Origin of the sequence: Mycobacterium asiaticum, assembly GCF_001673635.1 — a bacterium.
Classification (GTDB): domain Bacteria; phylum Actinomycetota; class Actinomycetes; order Mycobacteriales; family Mycobacteriaceae; genus Mycobacterium; species Mycobacterium asiaticum_C.
Genome location: NZ_LZMH01000028.1, coordinates 56,976 through 73,047, shown reverse-complemented (window position 1 = coordinate 73,047; position 16,072 = coordinate 56,976). Strand labels below are relative to the sequence as shown.

The window sequence follows — 16,072 nt, the reverse complement described above, 5'->3', positions numbered from 1 at the left end:
ATTGATCACCCGGATGTTCGTCGCTGCAGTGGCATTGCTCGCTCCGCTGGGGGCAGCGGCCACCGCCCACGCCGACACAAAAGACAACAAATTCATTGCCGTGCTGCAGACCGAGGGCATCAGCGACCACATCTCGCCCAGCCACGCTATCGAGGCGGCCCGGATGGTGTGCACAAGGCTGGACCAGGGCATGACGCCCGCGCAGGTAGCGGCCGACGTGCTGAACAGCAGTTCCATGCCTGCCTACCACTCCGGATATTTCGTGGGCGCCGCCATCGAGATCTACTGCCCGCAATACGCTCCCGAGGAATCGGCGACCTCATGAGGTCGCCGCTCTCCGATAGATGAGCCAGCGCAACTCGATCGGCGACTCCTCGGGTTCCACGTCGAACACGTCTAGGCCCTTTGCCCAACTGGCGAACCACACCGTCGGCGGCCAAGTGCCTTGCGGCAGATGGGCTTTCTCGTAATCGACGACCGGGTCGTCAGCCACGAGCTCAAGCGGCAGGTTCGCGGTCGCGCCTGTCATCTGCTCGTCAGTGAAGATCATCGAGTTGCACTGCTGTCCGAGTTCGAGGGCAGCGTCGTCGGGGACGTAGCCCGGGCGCGGCAGGAATGCATTGACGATCAAATGTCCGCCGGCATCCAAACAGTCGGCGGCGAGCTCGAATACGCCGCGCAGTTCTTCGACGGTGCGGAATTCCGGCAACACCTCGGAGGCCACGATCAGTTGATAGTCGGATCGAACGCCATTCATGGTGTCGAAGGCATCGCTCTCAATCACCTGGACGTCAAGTGATTCCCGCTCAGCTTCCCTACGGATTATCTGAGCGAACTTCGGAGTCATCTCTACCGCGTCCACCGGATGGCCGCGGCGGGCCAGCGCCAGGGCGTTTCGGCCGGTTCCCGCGCCGAGGTCAAGCACGCGGTAGTTGCGTGGATCGAGTGCCTCATCGGCAAGGGCCAGCACCCGCGCATCGGCTTCGGTTCCGAACAGCGACCCTTCCCGGTTGCCGACCCAGGAGTCGTAGTCGTCGGCCACCGCCAGCCACTCGGCCTTGACGCGATAATTGATGCCGATGCCGAAGGGCGCATGGTAGGAGATGACGATCTGGGAGCGCTGTGAGGCGGCGTAGGCCCTGGCCAGTTCCGATTCGAGCATCTGCCTGAGTTGAGCCGCTTCGGCGGGGGTCTGCCGGGCACCGACACTGGCAAAGATGTGGTTACAGATCTCGACGTACTCGTCGATCATGGCCGGCACCGCCGGAACGGTGATATGGCCCCCGGCGACGGATCGGCGGTACAAACGCCGGGCCATCGCGTCGCGCAATGTGGCCGGGTCGAACGAACCGGTCGACGGATCCTCCATCAGACTCCTCTACCTGACCGCATCCACCCGAAGCACCGCCGCGAGTCGATGCGTAGGGGCTCTGTTGCCGGCGGCGCCAGACCGGCTCGACTTCGGCGCGCCGGCACGGACACGTGGCCGCCGACGACATCTAGGAGACGAAAGTAGATCAGCCGCCACCGCCAGGGAATGGCCGGCCCGTGAACAGGGCATGTACACATCGCGCCCGGCCGGCAGGCGGGGCGGACCGTCCGGCCCGTCCGGGCAAGGCAAGGGGGCGGCCCAGAATCTCGCCGGACACGCCTCGTGTCACGGCGCAGATATAGGCACAGATATAGAGGTACCCGGCAAGCTCGCGGCTTCGGTCGCATAATCCCAGGTCGGCGGTCTATGGGTGGTCTACCGCAAGTGCCCGCACGATTTCGGCGAAGGCTGCTCCTGTGAACTGGCTGCGAGTGGCCTCCCAACCCGCCGTGACGCTGTTAATGTGTCGTAACAGCAGGTGAATTCGTATTGCCGTCGAGTGAACAAATGCGAACCGGAGGCATCGAAGGCGACTGTGCACCACACAGTCATCTACTCTCTGTGGCAGAGACTGGACGTTGGGGTGATTAAGGGAGGAAACAGCATGTCATTCGTCACCACACAGCCCGAGGCGCTTGCCGCCGCGGCCGGCAACTTGCAAGGTATCGGCACCACGATGAGTGCACAGAACGCAGCCGCTGCGGCGCCGACCACCGGTGTGGTCCCGGCCGCGGCTGACGAGGTGTCGGCCCTGACCGCGGCTCAGTTCGCCGCGCACGCGCAGATGTACCAAGCCGTCAGCGCCCAGGCCGCCGCGATTCACGAGATGTTCGTGAACACCTTGACCACCAGTTCGGGTTCGTACGCGGCGACCGAAGCCGCCAACGCGGCCGCGGCCGGCTGACGAGCGCCGACAGTTCGAGATCGCACAGACTTGGGACGGAAAGCCACAGACGTGAATTTCTTGGCGCCTTCCCACCTGGCGGTGAGTCCGAGGTTTTCGGCTTGGTCGGGGCCCGTTGCTTCGGATCACCTGCATTCGCCGTCACTCAGACAACGGGGTCTGGGATCGACAACCTTCCGACCGCTACGAAGCCCGGTGGCCACCGGCTGACGGAAAAGGAGGACAGTCCGATTTTCTCCGGTCGGTAGTTGCACCTTGCAGCCGATCGGCCATCGCGTCTTTCAAAGACATCAAGGCATCAAGTAGCAGAAGAAGGAGTTATCACGTGACTACGCGTTTTATGACCGACCCGCACGCCATGCGGGACATGGCGGGCCGCTTCGAGACCCACGCCCAGACCGTTGAGGACGAGGCTCGTCGGATGTGGGCGTCCTCGCAGAACATCGCCGGTGCGGGCTGGAGCGGTATGGCCCAGGCCACCTCGCTGGACACCATGAGCCAGATGAACCAGGCCTTCCGCAACATTGTCAACATGCTGCACGGGGTGCGGGACGGGCTGATCCGCGACGCGAACAACTACGAGCAGCAAGAGCAGGCCTCCCAGCAAATCCTGTCCAGCTAGCCATCCAGCTACTCGCTGCGTACGCTTTTTCACGTTAGGAGAAAACTTCAATGACCATCAATTACCAGTTCGGGGATGTTGACGCACACGGTGCGCTCATCCGCGCCCAGGCCGCCAACTTGGAGGCCGAGCACCAGGCCATCGTTCGCGATGTGCTGGCTGCCGGTGACTTCTGGGGCGGCGCCGGTTCCGTGGCTTGCCAGGAGTTCATCGCCCAGTTGGGCCGCAACTTCCAGGTGATCTACGAGCAGGCCAACCAGCACGGCCAGAAGGTTCAGTCCGCCGGCAGCAACATGGCGCAGACGGACAGCGCCGTCGGCTCCAGCTGGGCCTAACAACCGAAACTGCGGGCGCGGCAGCACACCAAGCAAGACGGTGTGCTGCCGTGCCTTGCAGTTAATTGGATATCGCATGACTGAGGACCACAGAGGGTAGGGATGGATCAACAGAGCACCCGCACCGACATCACCGTCAACGTAGACGGTTTCTGGATGCTTCAGGCATTGCTGGACATTCGGCACGTGGCACCCGAACTTCGGTGCCGGCCTTATGTGTCCACCGACAACAACGACTGGCTCAACGAGCACCCCGGTATGGCGGTGATGCGCGAGCAGGGCATCGTGGTCGGCGACACGGTCAACGAGCATGTGGCAGCCAGGATGAAAGTGCTCGCCGCGCCTGACCTCGAAGTCGTCGCTCTGCTGTCCCGCGGCAAACTGCTCTACGGGGTGGTAGAGGAAGAGAACCAGGTTCCCGGTTCCCGCGACATCCCCGACAACGAGTTCCGCGTCGTCCTGGCCCGGCGTGGCCAGCACTGGGTTTCCGCGGTCCGTGTCGGCAACGACATCACGGTGGACGACGTCACCGTCTCCGACAGCGCCTCCATTGCCGCTCTCGTGATGGACGGCCTCGAATCGATTCACCACGCGGACCCGGCGGCGATCAACGCCGTCAACGTCCCGCTCGAGGAGATGCTCGAGGCCACCAAGTCGTGGCAGGAATCGGGCTTCAACGTTTTTTCTGGTGGCGATCTGCGACGTATGGGCATCAGTGCCTCCACGGTGGCCGCGCTCGGTCAGGCCCTGTCCGACCCCGCCGCCGAGGTTGCCGTGTATGCCCGGCAGTACCGGGACGACGCTAAGGGCCCCAGCGCATCGGTTTTGTCCCTCAAGGACGGGTCCGGCGGGCGCATCGCTCTCTACCAACAGGCCCGCACGGCCGGCTCAGGCGAAGCGTGGCTGGCTATCTGCCCGGCCACTCCGCAACTCGTGCAAGTGGGTGTGAAGACAGTTTTGGACACTTTGCCGTATGGCGAGTGGAAAACACATAGCAGGGTTTAACAGCGCTGTTACGAGACGCGCAGTGCGACAACATTTTTGAACATAAAATGCGAGCTGGATGCCAACACGGCATACTGCTTTGGAGCAAGCTGCCAAAACTGAAAAACCACACGTCAACCACAACTATTGACCGCGAGGCGAGGCAAATGAAATCGGAGTCAGTCCAGCCGCAACTCCAAAAGGGTTACGGCGCCTCGGTGAATACACCGATGCAGCCGCCCGCGTTACCGACACTCATTAGCACGATTGCAAAGGCAGGGGGTGCAGGACGATGACCGCAGTAGCTGATGCGCCACAGACTGACGTTGAGGGCGTTTCGTCGCCCAGGGCCGTTGTCATCGGCATCATGGCCGGCGAGGGTGTGCAGATCGGCGTTCTGCTGGACGCCAACGCCCCGGTCTCGGTGATGACCGACCCGTTGCTCAAGGTGGTCAACAGCCGGCTCCGAGAGCTCGGTGAGACTCCGCTGGAAGCGACCGGGCGGGGCCGGTGGGCGCTGTGCCTGGTGGACGGCTCGCCGCTGCGCGCGACGCAGTCGCTGACCGAGCAGGACGTCTACGACGGTGACCGCCTTTGGATCCGGTTCATTCCGGACGGCGAACACCGCTCGCAGGTCATCGAGCACATCTCGACCGCGGTCTCGGCCAACCTCAGCAAGCGTTTCGCCGCGATCGACCCTGTGGTCGCCGTCCAGGTCGGTGCCTCGATGGTGGCCACCGGCGTGGTACTGGCCTCCGGTGTTCTCGGCTGGTGGCGCTGGCACCACAACTCGTGGTTGACCACGATCTTCACCTCGATCATCGCCGTGCTGGTGCTGGCGGTCAGCATGCTGCTGCTGATGCGCGCGAAGAATGACGCCGACCGCCGTGTCGCCGACATCCTGCTGATGAGCGGGCTGGCGCCGCTCACCGTGGCGGCCGCCGCGGCGCCGCCCGGTCCGGTCGGGTCCCCGAACGCGGTGTTGGGCTTCGGAGTCCTCGCGGTCGCCGCGACGCTGGCACTGAAGTTCACCGGCCGCCGGCTGGCGATCTACACCGCGGTGGTCACCATCACCGCACTGACGACGATCGCCAGCGTGGCCCGCATGGTCGCGGCCACCAGCGCGGTAACCATGCTGGCCTGCCTCCTGCTGACCAGCGTCATCCTCTACCACGCCGCGCCGGCCCTGTCCCGGCGCCTGGCCGGAATCCGGTTGCCGGTGTTCCCGTCGGCGACCAGCCGGTGGGTATTCGAAGCCAGGCCTGACCTGCCGACCACCGTGGTGCGCACGGAGGGCGGTCCGCCGACCCTGGAAGGACCAGCTTCGGTCCGCGACGTGCTGCTGCAGGCCGAGCGGGCCCGTTCCTTCCTGAGCGGTCTGCTGGTGGGACTCGGCGTCCTGGTGGTCATCTGCCTGAGCGCGCTGTGCAACCCGCACGCCAGCGAGCGGTGGCTGCCGCTGATCCTCGCGGGCTTCACCGCCGGCTTCCTGCTGCTGCGCGGCCGCTCCTATGTGGACCGCTGGCAGGCCATCACGCTGGCCGCCACGGGCGTGATCATCATCGCCGCGGTACTGGTGCGCTACGCGTTTGTGCTGGCTTCGCCGCTGGCGGTGTCGGTTTCGGCCGCGATCCTGGTGCTGCTTCCCGCGGCGGGTATGACGGCCGCAGCGGTGGTGCCGAACACGATCTACAGCCCGCTGTTCCGGAAGTTCGTAGAGTGGCTCGAGTACATCTGCTTGATCCCGATCTTCCCGCTGGCATTGTGGTTGATGAACGTCTATGCAGCCATTCGATACCGTTAGCAGCCGATCGTGGCGCGGTCGCGCGACCAGCGCGACCGTCGCCGCGATGCTGCTGACAGTTGGTGCACTGGCCGGTATGCCACCGGCGCACGCGATCACGCCTCCGGCGATCGACCCGGGGGCGTTGCCGCCTGACAGCCCCCCGGGGCCCATCGCGCCGACCAAGCAAAACTCCTACTGCACCGAAGTAGGGGTCATGCCGGGTACGGACTTCAAGGTCCCACCCAAGTACATGGAGATGCTCAACCTCAACGAGGCGTGGCAATTCGGGCGCGGCGAGGGGATCAAGGTCGCCATCATCGACACCGGCGTGACGCCACACCCGCGGTTGCCGCGACTGATCCCCGGCGGCGACTACGTGATGGCCGGCGGTGACGGGCTGTCGGACTGCGACGCCCACGGCACCCTGGTCGCCTCGATGATCGGCGCCGCGCCCGCCAACGGGGCCGCGCCCCCGCCGGCGTCGCCGCGCCGGCCGGTCACCGTGCCGACGACCGAGAAGCCGCCGCCACCGCAGACCGTGACGTTGTCACCGGTGCCCGGCCCAACCATCACGGTGATTCCGGCGCCACCGCCCCCGAGCGAGGGCGCCGGGCCCGGCCCGGCACCGGGTCCGGGTCTGCCGCAGGGGCCCGGCCAGGCTCCGTCCGGCAACCGCGGCGGCGGCACAGTGACGATTCCGGGTTACTCGGGCGGCGCCCGGGTGCAACCCGTCGACCACCCGCGCCCGCTGGCACCGACGCCGTCGACATCGCCGACGCCGTCAACCTCGGCTACATCGTCGGCGCCGTCGTCGTCGGCCCCGGCGACCTCGTCGTCATCGCCGGCGCCCGCGCCTCCCACCGCGGCGCCACTGCCGGCCCCGCCCGGACCAGGACCGGATGCCTTCAGTGGGGTGGCTCCCGATGTCGAGCTGATCTCGATCCGGCAGTCGAGCCAGGCCTTCGGCCTCAAGGACGCCTACACCGGCGACGAAGATCCGCAGACGGCCGCCAAGATCGATAATGTGCAGACCATGGCGCGCGCGATCGTGCATGCTGCCAACATGGGCGCGTCGATCATCAACATCTCCGACGTGACCTGTATGAGTGCTCGCAACGTCATCGACCAACGCGCCCTGGGCGCCGCGGTGCACTATGCCGCGGTCGACAAGAACGCGCTGATCGTGGCCGCGGCCGGTGACAACAGCAAGAAGGACTGCAAGCAGAACCCAATCTTCGACCCGTTGTCGCCCAACGACCCGCGGGTGTGGAATTCGGTCACCACCGTGGTCACGCCGTCGTGGTTCAGCGACTACGTGCTGACGGTCGGGGCGGTCGACACCAACGGTCAGCCGCTGTCGCAGATGAGCATCGCCGGGCCCTGGGTGTCGTTGTCGGCACCGGGAACCGACGTCATGGGACTCTCGCCCCGCGACGACGGCCTGATCAACGCGATCGACGGTCCGGACAACACATTGCTGGTTCCGGCCGGGACCAGCTTCTCCGCGGCGATCGTTTCGGGCGTGGCCGCGCTGGTGCGCGCCAAGTTCCCCGACTTGTCGGCTTATCAGGTCATGCAACGCCTGATCCACACCGCCAGGCCGCCCGCGAGGGGGGTGGACAACCAGGTCGGATACGGTGTGGTTGACCCGGTAGCCGCATTGACCTGGGATGTCCCGAAGGGACCGCCCGAGGCACCCAAGCAACTTTCGGCGCCGCTGTCGCTGCCGAAGGCGCCCGCACCGCGCAATATGACGCCGGTGTGGGTGGCTACCGGGGGCCTGACTGCGGCACTATTGATAGGCGGAGCAGTGTTCGGTACAGCAACTTTGATGCGACGATCGCGGAAACAGCAATGAAGGCACAGCGGAAGCTCGGATTGGCATTGTCATGGCCGCGTTTGACCGCGGTGTTTCTGGCTGACGTGCTGATCTTGGTGCTCGCCAGCCACGCTCCCGACTCGTGGCAGGGCGAGAACCGGATCGCATGGTGGGTCGGCGTCGGTATCGCCGTCCTGGTGACGCTGCTGTCGCTGGTCACCTATCACGGCATCACGGTCACCAGCGGCGTCGCCAACTGGCTATGGGATTGGTCCGCCGACCCGGGTACCGCCCTGGGCGCCGGATGCACGCCGGCCGTCGACTACAAGCGACGCTTCGGGCGCGACACGGTCGGGGTCCGGGAATACCGCGGCCAGCTAGTGACGGTCGTCGAGGTGGGCGGCGGCGAGGCCGACCCGTCCGGCCGGCACCGGCACCGCACCGGGTCGGCCCCGATACTGCCGGTTGCGGCGGTCGCAGACGGGTTGCGCCAGTTCGACATTCACCTCGACGCCATCGACATCGTGTCGGTGCAGGTACGCGGCGGGGCGGCGGCCGCAAAGGCTTCGGCCTCGCTGGAGGAGTGGGGGCCGGAAGAGTGGGGGATGGTCGGGGATCAGCCCGGCAGCAACCGCCGGCGGACCTGGCTGGTGTTGCGGATGAATCCGCTGCGCAACGTGGGGGCCGTGGTGTGCCGCGATTCGCTGGCCTCGACAATGGTGGCGGCCACCGAGCGGTTGGTCCAGGATCTCGACGGGCAGAGCTGCGCCGCCCGTCCGTTGACGGCCGATGAGCTCGCCGAGGTGGACAGCGCGGTGCTTGCCGACCTGGAGCCGACCTGGAGCCGGCCGGGGTGGCGCCACCTCAAGCACTTCAACGGATTCGTCACCAGCTTCTGGGTGACGCCGACGGACATCGACTCGGCGACGCTGGCCGACGTGTGGCTGTCGGACGCCCCCGAAGTGGGCGCGACCGTGCTCACTTTGCGCCTGGCTACCCACGACGGACGGCCGCGGCTGTCGGCGTGGGTGCGCTACCACAGCGAATCCAGGCTGCCCAGGCAACTTTCCGCCGGGCTCAACCGGCTCACCGGGCGCCAGCTGGCCGCGGTGCGCGCCAGTCTGCCCGCCCCGTCCACCCGTTCGCCATTGGTCGTGCCGGGCCGCGACTTACGAGACCACGACGAGCTGGAATTCCCAGTGGGTCCTGAACCGGAGCACGCCATCAGCGCAGCAACACAATGACGCGCACGCAGTCGACCGCCGAAGATGCCAGAAACGCCATGGTGGCCGGGCTTCTGGCATCCGGGATTTCCGTCAACGGGCTGCAGCCCAGCCACAATCCGCAGGTCGCGGCGCAGATGTTCACCACCGCCACCACGCTGGATCCCGGTATGTGCGACGCCTGGCTGGCGCGGATACTCGCCGGTGACCAAAGTCTCGAGGTGCTCGCCGGCGCGTGGGCGGCGGTACGGACCTTCGGGTGGGAGACCCGTCGCCTCGGCGTGACGGACTTGCAGTTCCGGCCGGAGGTTTCCGACGGACTGTTCCTGCGACTGGCGGTGACCAGCGTGGACTCACTGGCCTGCGCCTACGCGGCGGTGCTCGCGGAGAACAAGCGGTACAAAGAGGCCGCGGACCTGCTCGACGCGACCGAACCCCGGCACCCGTTCGATTCGGAACTGGTCAGCTACGTGCGGGGGGTGCTCTACTTCCGCACCAAGCGGTGGCCCGACGTGCTGGCCCAGTTCCCCGAAGCCACGCCATGGCGTCACCCTGAACTCAAGGCGGCGGGCGCGGCAATGGCCACTACGGCGCTGGCCTCCCTCGGGGTGTTCGAGGAAGCATTCCGGCGGGGGCAGGAAGCCATCGAAGGCGACCGCGTGCCCGGCGCGGCGAACATCGCCCTGTACACCCAGGGCATGTGCCTGCGCCACGTGGGCCGTGAAGAGGAGGCCGTCGAACTACTGCGCCGGGTGTATTCCCGCGACGCGAAGTTCACCCCCGCCCGCGAAGCACTGGACAACCCCAACTTCCGGTTGGTGCTGACCGACCCGGAAACCATTGAGGCGCGCACGGATCCGTGGGACCCGGACAGTGCACCGACCCGGGCGCAGGCCGAAGCCGCCCGGCACGCCGAAGAGGCCGCGAAGTACCTGGCCGAGGGTGATGCCGAGCTCAACGCGATGCTCGGCATGGAGCAGGCCAAGAAGGAAATCAAGCTCATCAAGTCGACGACGAAGGTGAACCTCGCGCGCGCCAAGATGGGGCTGCCGGTTCCGGTGACGTCGCGGCACACCCTGCTGCTGGGCCCACCGGGGACCGGAAAGACTTCGGTGGCAAGAGCTTTCACCAAGCAGCTGTGCGGCTTGACGGTGCTGCGCAAGCCGCTGGTGGTGGAGACCAGTCGTACCAAGTTGCTGGGCCGCTACATGGCCGACGCGGAAAAGAACTGCGAAGAGATGCTCGAAGGAGCGCTCGGCGGTGCGGTGTTCTTCGACGAGATGCACACGCTGCACGAGAAGGGATACTCGCAGGGCGACCCGTACGGCAACGCCATCATCAACACGCTGCTGCTCTACATGGAGAACCATCGCGACGAGCTCGTGGTGTTCGGCGCCGGTTACGCCAAGGCGATGGAAAAGATGCTCGAGGTGAACCAGGGCCTGCGGCGGCGGTTTTCGACCGTCATCGAGTTCTTCAGTTACACACCGGAGGAACTCGTCGCGTTGACGGTCCTGATGGGCCGGGAGAACGAGGACGTCATCACCGAGCACGAGGCTGCCATCCTGTTGCCGTCCTACACCAAGTTCTACTCCGACGAGACTTACTCCGAGGACGGAGATCTGATTCGCGGGATCGACATGCTGGGCAACGCCGGCTTCGTCCGCAACGTGGTGGAGAAGGCGCGTGACCACCGCAGCTTCCGGCTCGACGACGAAGACCTGGACGCGGTGCTCAACAGCGATTCCATGGAATTCAGCGAAGCGCAGATGCGCCGATTCCGTGAGCTGACCCGCGAAGATCTCGCCGAGGGGCTCAGCGCCGCCGTCGCGGAGAAGAAGACCAAATAGCGTCCCCAAGCGCCCGGCAAAACGCCCGCGCGGCACGAACTATCTGTTCTGCCTAACACCACTCCGCTACCGCTTCGGCCCGATACGCTGTGTGCAACTCGGGCCAGAACGAGCAGAATGCGATCACGGTGGCGCTCCCGTGTGCCCCGACGGCGACGGGAGGTGGGGCCCCACTGAGCCGATCAACAGCGACTGTACGAATTCGATGACCATTCCTTTCCGATCCGGTCACGGCGCTTTCCCGTCGTCGGAATCGGCTGGCGCACATATCCGACGCGCGGCATCCACGCTTTCGGAAGCACCCCGACACCACCACAGCGGCCAAGGCCCGTAGCTGGGTCGGACCATCCGTTAGGAGAGTCCGATGCCTTCCGCTCAATATCATTGCGTCAGAAAGTTGTTCACCTCGCATCCCGACTCCGCGGGCGGGCGGTGATTGCGGTGGATTTCGGCGCGCTACCCCCTGAAGTCAACTCACTGCGCATGTACACCGGGCCCGGTTCGGCACCCTTGCTGGCCGCGGTTGCCGCCTGGGACCGCCTGGCCGCCGAGCTCCATGCGACGGCAGCCGGGTATGACACGGTGATCTCCGTGCTGACCGGTGACGGCTGGCTGGGGCCGGCATCGGAGTCGATGCTGTCCGCGATCACCCCGTATCTGACCTGGATGAGCCTCACCGGGGTGAAGGCCGAGGAGGCCGCCGGCCAGGCGGCGGCAGCGGCGGCTGCCTATGACGCCGCGTATGCGATGACGGTGCCCCCGACGGCCGTCGCCGCAAACCGCGCGCAGTTGCAGATGCTTGTCGCAACCAACCTGCTCGGCCAGAACACACCCGCGATCGCGGCGAACGAGGCCGCCTATGGCGAGATGTGGGCCCAGGACGCGGCGGCGATGTACGGCTACGCCACCAGCTCGGCGGTGGCCTCGACGCTGACACCGTTCACCCCGCCGGCCCAGGTCACCGACCCGGCCGGCCAGGCGGCTCAGGCGGGGGCGGTCACCCAAGCAGCCGGCAGCGCTACGGGCACCGTGGCCCAGTCGCAGCTTTCGCAGCTCATGTCTTCGGTCCCGTCCACCCTGCAGGGGCTGGCCGCGCCAGCGGCAACGGCCGAAGCTTTCCCGGGCGCCGACCTGCTTGCCAACATCCTCAATTTCCTGGACGGCAACGACGGTAATCCGTACGGGATCTTCCTGAATTCCACCCTGGTCAACGGGTTCGTCTCGGCCGGGTATACCAGCCCCGCCATCGTGGCCCCCGCGGTCTTTGCGGGTCTGGCCGATATCAATGCGGTTGCCCTGGGAGCGGAGGAAGGAGCCGGGGTGCCGCCGATGGGCTCTGGCTCAGGCAACCCATCCTGGATACCGGCGGAGTCGCCGGCCAATCCGACCAACCTTCCCCCGTTGATGGATGTGGCCGAGGCCTCCTTCGCCACGGGCAGCGGCGGCGTGACGGCAGGCATCAACCAGTCGGCGGTGGTCGGTCGGTTGTCCGTGCCGCAGACCTGGACCGCGGCCACCTCGGTGGTCAACCATGCCGGCGCGGCTACCGCCGGTGGTGGGTGGACCAGTACCGCCGTCGCGCCGGCGGCCGCCTCCGGCGTGCCCGGTTTCCCCGGCATGCCCGCTCCGGGCATGTACGGCCACAGCTTCGGCAACCCGCCGCGCTATGGCTTCCGTCCGACGATCATGGGGCGCCCACCGGCTGCGGGCTGACAGGAGGGAGAACCACCGTCGGTTAAGGAGGTGCTGGTATTGGATTACGGAGCACTCCCACCTGAAGTCAACTCGCTGCGCATGTACACCGGTCCCGGTGCGGCGCCGATGCTGGCCGCGATGACGGCCTGGGACGCCATTGCCGCGGAAATGCGTTTGACCGCAACGGCTTACGAGTCGGTGATAGCGACCCTGATCGGTGACGGGTGGCTGGGCCCGGCGTCGGCGGCGATGGCCGCAGCGGTGGCGCCGTACGTCATGTGGCTCAGCGTCACCGGCTCGCAGGCCGAGCAGACCGCCGGTCAGGCTGCGGCTGCGGCGGCGGCCTTCGAGGCCGCGTTCGCCATGACGGTGCCCCCACCCGTAGTGGCCGCCAACCGGGCCCGGTTGCTGGCACTGATCGCCACGAATTTCCTCGGCATCAACACCCCTGCCATCGCCGCGACCGAAGCCGAATACGCGGAGATGTGGGCGCAGGATGCCACCGCGATGTATGCCTATGCCGTCAGCGCCGCCGACGCCGCAGCGTTGACGCCCTTCACCGAACCCGAACCGATCACCGACCCGTCCGGGTCCGCCGGGCAGGCCGCGGCGGTGGCCCACGCCACCGGGTCCGGACTCACTCAGAGCGAACTACCGCAACTGATGTCCGCGGTGCCGGCAAGCTTGCAACAACTCGCTTCGCCTGCGGAGTCATCGCCCTTCGATTCGCTGCCGCAGACGGGGCTGCTCGCCGACATTTTGAACTTCCTGGACGGCAACGACGGCAACCCCTACGGGATATTCCTGAACTCCGATCTGTTGAACGGGTTCGTGGCAGCCCAGTACGTGTCGCCGGCGGTGATCAGTCCCGCCGTCACCGACTCGATCGCCGACGTCGAGGCGGTGGCCGAGGGCGGATCCGGGGCCGCTGCGCCCGCCGCCGCCGATGCGGCGTCCGTCAGCGCCGGGCTGACCGGCGCACAATCGGGTGCCGGGGGAGTGAGCGCCGGAGCCCACCAGGCCACCCTGGTGGGGCGGTTGTCGGTGCCGCCGAGTTGGACCACCGTCGTCGAGGCCGCCGGTCGCGGTGGCATCGCGATGACCGGGACCGGTTCGACCCCGACCGGGGCGGCGCCTGCTGCGGCGGGGACGCCGGGACTGCCCGGCATGCCCGCCGCCAACGCGTACGCGCGGAGTTGGGGCAACGGCCCGCGCTACGGCTTCAAACTGACCATCATGCCCCGTCCGGTCGCGGCCGGATAATTGCGCCGATAAATTCGTGCGCGACCCCGCGAAAAAACATCTCACATTTGTTTTTGGTCCGCGCCGACTTTCGTCAGCGTGCCGAGTTGACTCTTACCGACTTCAGTGCCACGATGGCCTTTGCATGCACCTCGCTAGGTGAGGCGTCTGCACGGACACAGGCCACTGACCTCGAACGTCGAAAGACGCCCAGGGTCAGGACAGCTCTTCCCGGCTTAAGGGTTGAGCCCAAGTGGCTTCCGGTACCCGCCGGATACGCCGTGTGGTGCCAAAGCTCTGTCGAGAGAGGTGCTGGCCCAGCGGTTTTGCCGCTGTTGCCTCATCTCTGTGTCGCGTGCGCATGGCATCCCCGTGTGCCCTGGCCCGAAGGAGGTGAGAGCGGAGTGAGTCCCGGCGATAGTTCCTATCTGAGATCGACGACCATTTCGTTTCGATCCGACCCGGGCGCTGTATTCGCAAGCTGAATCGGCTCTGGCGTTAATCACCGTCTGCTCGTAATTCTGTCGCAGACGCGCGTAATTGCTGTGCGCAAATTTGCCGCATGAATTCGCGATGCCGGCTGCCCGAAATCGGATTTGGCATTAGTGGGGGAGGCCACCGATGACCGCTGTGCTGGATTTTGCAGCCTTGCCACCGGAGATCAATTCCGCGCGCATGTACACCGGAGCGGGCTCCGGCCCGATGTTGGCTGCGGCTTCGGCCTGGAAGGGGCTGGCCACGGAGCTGCGCGCGTCGGCCCTGTCATACGGGGCGGTGCTCTCGGCGCTGACGGGGGAAGAATGGTTCGGTCCGGCTTCCACCGCGATGGCCGCGGCGGCCGCTCCTTACGTTGCGTGGATGAGCGCGACGGCCACCGCGACTGAGGAGACGGCGGCGCAAGCCGAGGCCGCCGCCGCCGCGTATGAAGCGGCATTCGCCGCAACCGTGCCGCCACCGCTGATCGCGGCGAATCGCGCTCAGTTGGCGACGCTGGTCGCCACGAACATCCTGGGCCAGAACACCCCGGCGATCGCGGCGACGGAAGCGCAGTACGCCGAGATGTGGGCACAGGACGCCGCCGCCATGTACGGATATGCGGCCTCGTCGGCCGCGGCGACGGAGTTGAGCCCCTTCGTCGAGCCGATGCAGACGACCAGTCCCGGCGGACCGGCCGCTCAAGCCGCCGCGGTCAGCCAGGCCGGCGCCGCGGCCGCCGGCCAGCAGAGCGCATTGTCGCAATTGATATCAGCCGTGCCGGGGGCACTTCAGGCCCTGGCCGGAACCAATGGCACCACCGGAGCGGGCGGGTTGGAGGGATTCCTCAACGCCTGGGGGCCGAACGCAAACATCTGGAACACCATCACTTCCACCGGGGCATTCACACCGGGCGCCACCGTGGGAACCCTGTCTAGCCTGTTGGGCACGTCGGCCACCTCGGAAGTGGCGGGCGCGGCGGGCGCGGCTCAGAACGTCGCCGCGCCCGGACCGATAGCGGCCCTGGGTCAGGTGGACGCCGTCGGTGGCGGATTGCGCGGATTGGTCGCCGCCGGCACCGGCAATTCCGGCATCGTCGGCAAGCTCTCGGTGCCGCCGGCCTGGACGGCCGCCGCCCCGCTGAACGGCCCACTGCATTCCGTACTCGGTGGCACGCCGATGGTGGCGCCGCCAGCAGCGGGACCGGCCGGCGTGCCGGGCGTCCCATTGGGCAGCGTCGCGAGCCAGCCATTCGGTCGCGCGGTCCCGCAGTACGGGTTCAAACCAACCTTCGTTACCCGACCACCCGCCGCAGGGTAGGCCGCTGAGCTGCGGGAATACGGTTCTCAGCGAACCTCCAGCAACGTGGCAGGCAGGTAACAGCGCTTCGGGCATACCGTTTCCTAACCTTTTGCCTATGTTTGTTTCTTAACGGTACGAGAACTCGCCGTGACGCTCAGTGCGACCGGGGCGGCATCGGCGGTGTCCGGGCAACAGGCACAGCCACCAACTCCTGACCGCCCGGGCACATGCGAGGAGGGATGGGGTCCGCATATCTGCAGTGATTCGACACAATGGTGCCTTCCGCGGTCTCGATGAGAGCCCGGCGTTGCCGTAATCGGCATGATTAACGCTCACATTTGTTGAGTTTCACATTCGTCTAATTTGGACGTTTATTCAGCACGCTTTGAATTAGCGAAGTCAGATTTACTATAGCCGGGGTAGTCCCTGCTTTATATGGCCTGGCCTGCGCGTTTGCCAGAAAT

13 protein-coding genes and 1 riboswitch are annotated in these 16,072 nt (G+C 66.3%); of the genes, 12 read left to right on the top strand and 1 reads right to left on the bottom strand.

The window, feature by feature from the left end; translation table 11 throughout:
• Position 1: 1 nt before the first annotated feature.
• The gene (locus tag A5645_RS07265) at positions 2-325 is read left to right on the top strand and encodes a DUF732 domain-containing protein (RefSeq protein ID WP_065034162.1); all 324 of its coding nucleotides are present in this window, start codon (positions 2-4) and stop codon (positions 323-325) included.
• Here the strand turns inward: A5645_RS07265 and A5645_RS07260 are convergent.
• A complete protein-coding gene (locus A5645_RS07260) occupies positions 320-1,369 on the bottom strand; it encodes a class I SAM-dependent methyltransferase (protein ID WP_065034163.1) in 1,050 nt (349 codons plus the stop codon). The two genes, A5645_RS07265 and A5645_RS07260, sit on opposite strands and share 6 nt — an antisense overlap.
• A gap of 607 nt (positions 1,370-1,976) precedes the next feature.
• Here A5645_RS07260 and A5645_RS07255 point away from each other — a divergent pair.
• The 11 genes from A5645_RS07255 (at position 1,977) to A5645_RS07205 (ending at position 15,626) form a co-directional block, all read left to right on the top strand.
• Positions 1,977-2,276 (top strand): type VII secretion system ESX-5 target PE19, encoded by a 300-nt coding sequence (locus A5645_RS07255; protein ID WP_036361188.1) that lies wholly within the window; start codon positions 1,977-1,979, stop codon positions 2,274-2,276.
• A 325-nt stretch (positions 2,277-2,601) separates the two neighbouring features.
• Positions 2,602-2,898, top strand: a complete 297-nt coding sequence (locus A5645_RS07250) for a WXG100 family type VII secretion target (RefSeq protein ID WP_065034164.1) — start codon at positions 2,602-2,604, stop codon at positions 2,896-2,898.
• Between the two features lie 50 nt (positions 2,899-2,948).
• On the top strand, positions 2,949-3,233 hold the full coding sequence (locus A5645_RS07245) for a WXG100 family type VII secretion target (RefSeq protein ID WP_036360337.1): 285 nt from the start codon (positions 2,949-2,951) through the stop codon (positions 3,231-3,233).
• A 102-nt stretch (positions 3,234-3,335) separates the two neighbouring features.
• Positions 3,336-4,238 carry an ESX secretion-associated protein EspG gene (locus tag A5645_RS07240; protein ID WP_065036570.1) on the top strand — a complete coding sequence of 301 codons (903 nt, stop codon included), beginning with the start codon at positions 3,336-3,338 and terminating at the stop codon, positions 4,236-4,238.
• A 271-nt stretch (positions 4,239-4,509) separates the two neighbouring features.
• The gene (eccD, locus tag A5645_RS07235) at positions 4,510-6,021 is read left to right on the top strand and encodes a type VII secretion integral membrane protein EccD (protein ID WP_065036569.1); all 1,512 of its coding nucleotides are present in this window, start codon (positions 4,510-4,512) and stop codon (positions 6,019-6,021) included.
• A complete protein-coding gene (gene mycP, locus A5645_RS07230; RefSeq protein WP_065129046.1) occupies positions 5,999-7,861 on the top strand; it encodes a type VII secretion-associated serine protease mycosin in 1,863 nt (620 codons plus the stop codon). The genes eccD and mycP overlap by 23 nt, the downstream gene beginning before the upstream one ends.
• On the top strand, positions 7,858-9,066 hold the full coding sequence (eccE, locus tag A5645_RS07225) for a type VII secretion protein EccE (protein WP_065129045.1): 1,209 nt from the start codon (positions 7,858-7,860) through the stop codon (positions 9,064-9,066). The genes mycP and eccE overlap by 4 nt, the downstream gene beginning before the upstream one ends.
• Positions 9,063-10,895, top strand: a complete 1,833-nt coding sequence (eccA, locus tag A5645_RS07220) for a type VII secretion AAA-ATPase EccA (RefSeq protein WP_065036566.1) — start codon at positions 9,063-9,065, stop codon at positions 10,893-10,895. Before eccE ends, eccA begins: the two co-directional genes overlap by 4 nt.
• Before the next feature lie 441 nt (positions 10,896-11,336).
• Positions 11,337-12,608, top strand: a complete 1,272-nt coding sequence (locus A5645_RS07215; protein ID WP_081288211.1) for a PPE family protein — start codon at positions 11,337-11,339, stop codon at positions 12,606-12,608.
• A gap of 39 nt (positions 12,609-12,647) precedes the next feature.
• On the top strand, positions 12,648-13,853 hold the full coding sequence (locus tag A5645_RS07210) for a PPE family protein (RefSeq protein ID WP_065129063.1): 1,206 nt from the start codon (positions 12,648-12,650) through the stop codon (positions 13,851-13,853).
• 123 nt (positions 13,854-13,976) lie between these two features.
• Positions 13,977-14,148: riboswitch (M-box (ykoK) riboswitch) on the top strand.
• Positions 14,149-14,453: 305 nt separating this feature from the next.
• Positions 14,454-15,626: a PPE family protein gene (locus tag A5645_RS07205; RefSeq protein ID WP_065129044.1), complete on the top strand. Its 1,173-nt coding sequence runs from the start codon at positions 14,454-14,456 to the stop codon at positions 15,624-15,626.
• Positions 15,627-16,072: the final 446 nt, after the last annotated feature.

What these genes read in the sequence shown, in the direction of transcription:
- A5645_RS07260 (WP_065034163.1), bottom strand. Translation starts at nt 1,369, where the DNA reads ATGGAGGATCCGTCGACCGGTTCGTTCGACCCGGCCACATTGCGCGAC.
- A5645_RS07255 (WP_036361188.1), top strand. Translation starts at nt 1,977, where the DNA reads ATGTCATTCGTCACCACACAGCCCGAGGCGCTTGCCGCCGCGGCCGGC.
- A5645_RS07245 (WP_036360337.1), top strand. Translation starts at nt 2,949, where the DNA reads ATGACCATCAATTACCAGTTCGGGGATGTTGACGCACACGGTGCGCTC.
- A5645_RS07240 (WP_065036570.1), top strand. Translation starts at nt 3,336, where the DNA reads ATGGATCAACAGAGCACCCGCACCGACATCACCGTCAACGTAGACGGT.
- eccD (WP_065036569.1), top strand. Translation starts at nt 4,510, where the DNA reads ATGACCGCAGTAGCTGATGCGCCACAGACTGACGTTGAGGGCGTTTCG.
- mycP (WP_065129046.1), top strand. Translation starts at nt 5,999, where the DNA reads ATGCAGCCATTCGATACCGTTAGCAGCCGATCGTGGCGCGGTCGCGCG.
- eccE (WP_065129045.1), top strand. Translation starts at nt 7,858, where the DNA reads ATGAAGGCACAGCGGAAGCTCGGATTGGCATTGTCATGGCCGCGTTTG.
- eccA (WP_065036566.1), top strand. Translation starts at nt 9,063, where the DNA reads ATGACGCGCACGCAGTCGACCGCCGAAGATGCCAGAAACGCCATGGTG.
- A5645_RS07205 (WP_065129044.1), top strand. Translation starts at nt 14,454, where the DNA reads ATGACCGCTGTGCTGGATTTTGCAGCCTTGCCACCGGAGATCAATTCC.